This is a genomic window from Curtobacterium sp. VKM Ac-2887 (assembly GCF_015350935.1).
GTDB lineage: Bacteria > Actinomycetota > Actinomycetes > Actinomycetales > Microbacteriaceae > Curtobacterium.
Genome location: NZ_JADKSB010000047.1, coordinates 1 through 1,088, shown reverse-complemented (window position 1 = coordinate 1,088; position 1,088 = coordinate 1). Strand labels below are relative to the sequence as shown.

General features: G+C 66.5%; 1 protein-coding gene. It reads right to left on the bottom strand.

Annotation, left to right across the window (positions count from 1 at the left end; all coding sequences use genetic code 11):
* Positions 1-994: IS481 family transposase (locus ITJ69_RS20165; RefSeq protein ID WP_194673846.1), on the bottom strand; the 994-nt coding region annotated here is incomplete at its 3' end.
* Positions 995-1,088 lie beyond the last annotated feature (94 nt).

The following is a 1,088-nucleotide window of genomic DNA, read 5'->3' as shown; positions in this document are numbered from 1 at the left end:
TGTAGTTCCCCGTGAGGTTGTGAACGCGATCTGATGGGGTTTGGCCGCCGAGGCCGGTGTGTGGTCGGTGGTGATTGTAGTGATGCAGCCAGTCCGCGTAGGTCGCGGTTCTGGCTGCATCACTGTCGTAGTGACGGGCGTAGGCCCATTCCGCGGCGAGGGTCCGATTGAACCGCTCGACCTTCCCGTTGGTCTGCGGCCGGTAGGGCCTGGTGAAGCGGTGCTTCGCGTCACCGAGGGCGGTCGCGAAGTCGCGGGATCGGTAACACGCACCGTTGTCGGTCATCACGGCCTCGACATGGATCCCCGCGGCGGCGAAGAACGTGTTTGCGCGGGCCCAGAACCCGGCAGCGGTGGCGCCGAGTTCGTTGTCGTGGATCTCTGAATACGCCAGCCGGGAGTGATCATCGACCGCGTGGTGCAGGAACCGGTATCCGCGAGAGGCGCGACCGCCCCGACGAGCAGCACGATCACGATTCGAGCCGGCGGCGCGGTCCTGGGCTGACCCGCGTCCGTGAGCGCGCCAGCCGCCACCATCTGGGATGCGGCCTTGCTTCTTGATGTCGACGTGGACGAGCTCACCCGGCCGGGACTTCTCGTATCGCACCGGAGTCGGCCGGCGAACCGGGAGCCCGGTTGCTTGGTCAATGTTGCGCAGCAGCGGCATCCGGAACCGGGCCAGGACACGTCCGACTGTCGAGCGGGCCAGGCCCAGGTGGAACGCAATCCGGTGCGGTCCCCACCGCCGGGTGACCCGCAACGCGAGGATGCGGCGTTCCAGCCGGGACGGGACTCTGGTCGGACTCGACAACGGCCTCGACGACCGGTCGGCCATCGACAGGCCCGCTCGGTATCGTGCAGCCCACTTCGCTGCCGTCGCTGGCGAGCACTGGAACCGTTCCGCGGCCCGACGGACCGGCCAACCATCGACGACGATCAGCCGAGCAAGGCGTTCTCTGCCCGTTGGAGTGAACGGGGCATTAGCGTGAGTCACGAAGACCTCCGGTGACGACGTGGTGTGTGGTAACTCACATCGTCCCGGAGGTCTTCACTTACGTCACCCGTTCACAACGTCCCGGGGAACTACA